The organism is Frankia sp. CcWB3 (assembly GCF_977927595.1).
Genome location: NZ_CDWRCK010000124.1, coordinates 7,877 through 12,475 on the forward strand (window position 1 = coordinate 7,877; position 4,599 = coordinate 12,475).

General features: G+C 72.2%; 3 protein-coding genes and 1 pseudogene. 3 read left to right on the forward strand and 1 reads right to left on the reverse strand.

Translation table 11 applies throughout. From position 1 onward, the window contains the following. From ACY5KJ_RS11365 to ACY5KJ_RS11375, 3 genes and pseudogenes are all read left to right on the forward strand, one after another. Positions 1–443: acyl carrier protein (locus tag ACY5KJ_RS11365; protein WP_462203335.1), on the forward strand; the 443-nt coding region annotated here is incomplete at its 5' end. 8 nt (positions 444–451) lie between these two features. Then, positions 452–2,935, forward strand: coding sequence for a beta-ketoacyl synthase N-terminal-like domain-containing protein (locus tag ACY5KJ_RS11370; RefSeq protein ID WP_462203336.1), 2,484 nt, complete (start codon positions 452–454; stop codon positions 2,933–2,935). 89 nt (positions 2,936–3,024) lie between these two features. Next, positions 3,025–3,809: pseudogene (locus tag ACY5KJ_RS11375) on the forward strand (thioesterase II family protein). Here the strand turns inward: ACY5KJ_RS11375 and ACY5KJ_RS11380 are convergent. After that, a partial coding sequence (locus ACY5KJ_RS11380; protein ID WP_462203337.1) for a tetratricopeptide repeat protein occupies positions 3,784–4,599 on the reverse strand: 816 nt, incomplete at its 5' end. The pseudogene ACY5KJ_RS11375 and the gene ACY5KJ_RS11380 sit on opposite strands and share 26 nt — an antisense overlap.

Below are 4,599 nucleotides of genomic sequence, written 5' to 3' on the forward strand. Positions count from 1 at the left end.
CCCGTCCGAAGGGCTGGCTGCGTCAGTCGCTCGACGGCCTGGACGGGCCCGCGCGCGACGACGGACTGCGCGACGCCATCCGCGCGCTGGTCGGGGAGGTCCTCGGCAACCCCGTGGCCGTCACCGACGAACTCGGCTTCGCTGACCTGGGCCTCGACTCGATCATGGCGATCGACCTGCGGACAGGGCTGGCACATGCGCTGGCTACCGAGCTGCCCGCCACCGTCGCGATCGATCATCCCACGGTGCCGGCGATGGCGAGCTTTCTCGACGGGCTCACTTTCACCTCAGCCGCTCCCGGCGCGCCCGCGCGCCGGGCCACTGGTTCCCACGTCAGAGCCGTCCCACCCGCACCGGTGGCGTCCGGCCTACTCGAACCGCAAGCCCTGTCACTCGATCAGCTCATCCAGGCCGTGCGCGACGACCTGGCGGGGGAACAGTGAGGACGAAGATGGATCTGGATCAGCTACGGACGCTGGTGGAGGACCAGCTGCGGCTCTCGCGGCGGCTCAGGGCCCGCGTCGCCGAGCTCGAGGCCGACCGCCACGCGCCGTTGGCGGTGGTCGGGATGGCGTTGCGGCTTCCCGGTGGGCTGCGCACGTCCGAGGCGTACTGGAAGTTCCTGCTGGGGGACGACCATGCGGTGTCCGAGATTCCGGACGACCGTCCCGGGCTGCGCGCGGTCCACGATCCGCGGCCGGGCCAAGCAGGGCGCTCCTATGTCGGGCGCGCGGGCTTCCTGTCGGGCGTGGCCGACTTCGACGCCGGTTTCTTCGGCATCTCGCAGCGTGAGGCTGAGGCCCTCGACCCGCAGCAGCGGCTGCTTCTGGAGACCGCCTGGGAGGCCATGGAACGGGCCGGCATCGCCGTACGCCGCTCGCGGCGGCTGTCGGCCGGTGTCTTCGTCGGCATCATGACCTCCGAGTACACCGAGCGTCTGGCGGGCGGTGACCGGAGCGGCATCGACCCGTACTACGGCACCGGCGGTGGGCACTGCTTCGCGGCCGGGCGGGTCAGCTACGCCATGGGTCTGTCCGGGCCTGCTATCAGCGTGGACACCGCCTGCTCGTCGTCCCTGGTCGCTCTGCACCTCGGTGCGCAGAGCCTGCGGCGGGAGGAATGCCGCTACGCCCTGGTGGGCGGGTCGAACCTCATCTTCTCGCCGGACCTGATGGTGTCGCTGTGCCAGAGCGGGGCGCTGGCCCCCGACGGCCGTTCGAAGCCGTTCACCGCCGCTGCCGACGGGTACGGCCGCGGTGAGGGAGCGGGCATGCTCGTCCTGATGCGGCTGGCGGACGCGCGGCGGGAGGGCAGGCCGGTCCTCGCCGTTCTACGCGGCACCGCCGTCAACCACGACGGCGCGTCCTCCGGCCTGACCGTGCCGAACGGGCCCGCCCAGCAGGAGGTGATCCGCGCCGCCCTCGCCGACGCGGGCGTCGCCCCCGAGGAACTCGGCTTCGTCGAGGCGCACGGCACCGGCACCGCGTTGGGCGACCCGATCGAGGTGGGGGCGCTCGACGCCGTCGCTGGCAGTGGAGCGCCCGGTCGCACCGTTCCCCTGGCCATCGGCAGTGTCAAGGCCCGGCTGGGGCACCTGGAGGCCGCCGCGGGAATCGCGGGGCTGATCAAGGTGGTGCTCATGCTGCGGCACGGGATGATCCCGGTCAGCCTGAGTGAGGCGGACGGCCCGCTCAACACGCTCGTACCCTGGAACCGGGTGGGCCTCGCCGTGCCGCGCCGGACCCAGCCATGGCCCGCCGGCCTCCCCCGGCGCACGGCCGGAATCAGCGCGTTCGGTCTGAGCGGGACCAACGCGCACGCCATTCTCGAAGCCGATCAGGGCGCCGATCAGGACGCCGACCGTGAAGCCGATGACGCGACCAGGACCGGTGCGTCCGGTGCGGCTGGCGGCGGGCTGCGTCGGGAGCTGCTGACGGTGTCGGCGAAGGACGACGTCAGCCTGCGGGCGCAGGCCGAGGCGGTCGTGGCCCACCTGCGCGAGCCGGACCCGGTGGGACTGGCATCGGTCTGCCATACGTTGCGGGCCGGGCGGGCGGCGTTCGCGCGTCGTCTTGCCGTCACAGGCAGGACGCCGACCGAGCTGGCGGACAACCTTGCCCGCACGCTCGGCGCCAGCGCCAGCGCCGCGCAGGTGCAGGTCGCGGTCGCCGGGCGCCTACGGGTCGGAGCGGACCCGGATCGGGTCACCGCCGCGGCGACCAGGCTGATCGACGCGCTGCCGGCACTGAGCTCGCTCCCCGAACTCGCCACCGGTCCGGCGGAGAGCCGGCTCGGGGAGCTGCTGCGGCGGTTCGGCGCCCGGGTCTCAGTCTCGGTGGATCCGGCTCTCGCTCCGGACGGCGCGGTGCTGGACTGGGGTGCCGCCAGTTATCCGTTGCTCGGCGACGACGCCGAAGCGTCCCTGTCGCTGCTGTTGGACGCGCTTGCCGGCCTGTTCACCGCCGGCGTGGACCTGCGCCTGGACGACCTGGCCGCACCGCACACCCGGTTCGTCGATGACCTGCCGACCTACCCCTTCCGCCACCGGCGGTACTGGATCGACGAGCCGGCGCAGGCGGTGCCGGCCCCGGGGGTGGTCGGCACGCCCGACGGAGCCGCCGCCGCGGGCGTCGTCCTGGCGGTGCCCACCCGGGACGGAGCGGTCGATCGGGCCGTCGAGGAGTTTCTGCTCGGTGAACTGGCGGACGTGCTGCGGGCCGAGGACAACCTCGACCCGGCGCAGACGTTCCTCGATGTCGGCGGTGACTCGTTCACGGCGATGCTGTTCACCAAGAACATCGAACAGCACTACCAGGTCGCCGTGCCCCCCGACGAGTTCGCGGCGGACCTGCCGCTGGCCAGCCTGGTCGGGCGCCTCGCCGCGTACATCGCGGACGCGCGGTCGGCCCTGCGTGAACGGGAGCGGACCGCGTGAATCCCGCTGCCTGCTTCGTCCGGCCACGGCCGGTCGACGACCCGACGCTGCGGCTCATCGGATTCCACCACGCGGGCGGCTCCGCAGCCGTGTACCACTCGTTGATCCACCAGCTCCCGCCGGATTGGGATCTCCTCCTGCTCGACCTCCCCGGGCGTGGCAAACGTCATGCGCAAACCCCGGTCGAGGACATGGGTGAGCTCGTCGCCCGGGCGGTGCGGGACGTCCGCCCCTGGCTCGAAGGCCGACGGCGGCGCGGCCGTGGTCCGGTCGGGCCGCCGGAGGGCGGCATCCTCGAGCATGGGCAGCCCTTCGCGCTCTTCGGGCACAGCCTCGGCGCGATTCTCGCCTCCGAGGTCGGACGCGCGCTGCAGGCCGCCGGGATACCCCCGGTCTGGGTCGGGGTGTCCGGCCGGGTACCGCCGGACACCCCTGCGGCGCGCCGCGTCCTGCACGAACGTGGGGACACCGATCTGCTCGCGGAGCTCTCGGCGATGGGGGGATACCTGACCGTCTCGGCGAGGTCCCAGAGTTCCGTGCCCTGTTCCTGCGGGTCGTCCGCGCCGACCTGAGGGCGGTCGACTCCTACCGGCCGGATCCCGGCCGTGCACGGCTGGCCTGCCCGCTCACCGTGTTCGGTGGGACAGCGGATGCGTGGGCCCCGCCCGAGGCGATGGCCCGATGGTCCGGCGAGACACGCGGAAACTTCCGCGAGCGGTATTTCCCCGGCGGGCATTTCTACTTTCTCGGAACGGCCTTCGCTGGTTTCGCGCGCACGCTTGTAACCGAGGTCGGTGACGTAGCCGAGGCCAACGATGTAGCCGAGGTCAACGACCTGGCCAGGCAGGTCAGTGCGGCGGGCCGATTGCACTGAGTAACTGATCTCTCATGATCGGGAGTCGTGGACCGGCCGCGGCCAGGTCTGTGCCGCGGTCGCCCTCGGGATCGGGCGGTCCCGGCCGGCTGTCTGCGTAGGGGGTACCGCCGATCAGCCAGACGCCCGGACGAACCTCGACTGGGAAGGATACGCTACCTTCAGCCGCCGGTCCGGTCCGGATTCTCTCGACGGCTCGACGGGCGAACTCGCTCCACCGTCTGTCGCCCAGCTGGCTTGCCACCGCTCGGCACTCGGTGAACCGGTCCAGCGCCGCGTCGCAGCGCCCGCGCCGCAGTTCGGCGAGTGCGAGACCGCGCAGCGCGTCGGTCAGACCCCGCAGGTCGTGCCCGGCCCGGCACAGAACAAGGCTTTGGGCGTACATCGTGCGTGCCCGCTCGACAATCCCTCGGTCCAGTGAGACATCGGCCAGGCCGATCAGAGCGCGGGCCTCGGCACACTGGTCGTGGACCCGCCGTGCCTGGTGGATCGCCAGCTCATAGCAGGCGGCGGCCTGCTCCACCTGCCGTTGCTGCCAGGCGAGATCCCCCTGTGACTGCAGGACCGACGCTTGCGCGGCCGCGTCGCCGGCTCGGCGGGCTGCATCCAGCGCCAGCTCGTTGATCGCTGCCCACTCCGCCCAGCCCGCGCTGGCCTGGAAGAAACAGGTCAGGCTGTTGGAGAGCTTCCAGGTCAGTGACCACAGTTCGGCGGCGTGCGCCTGCCGCACGGCCGCGACGAGCCCGGTGATCTCCTCCTGGAACCAGCGGAGCGGCGCATCGCGCACCAC

Bases quoted from the DNA above. Each gene is read 5' to 3' on its own strand.
- ACY5KJ_RS11370 (WP_462203336.1), top strand. From the start codon at position 452: ATGGATCTGGATCAGCTACGGACGCTGGTGGAGGACCAGCTGCGGCTC.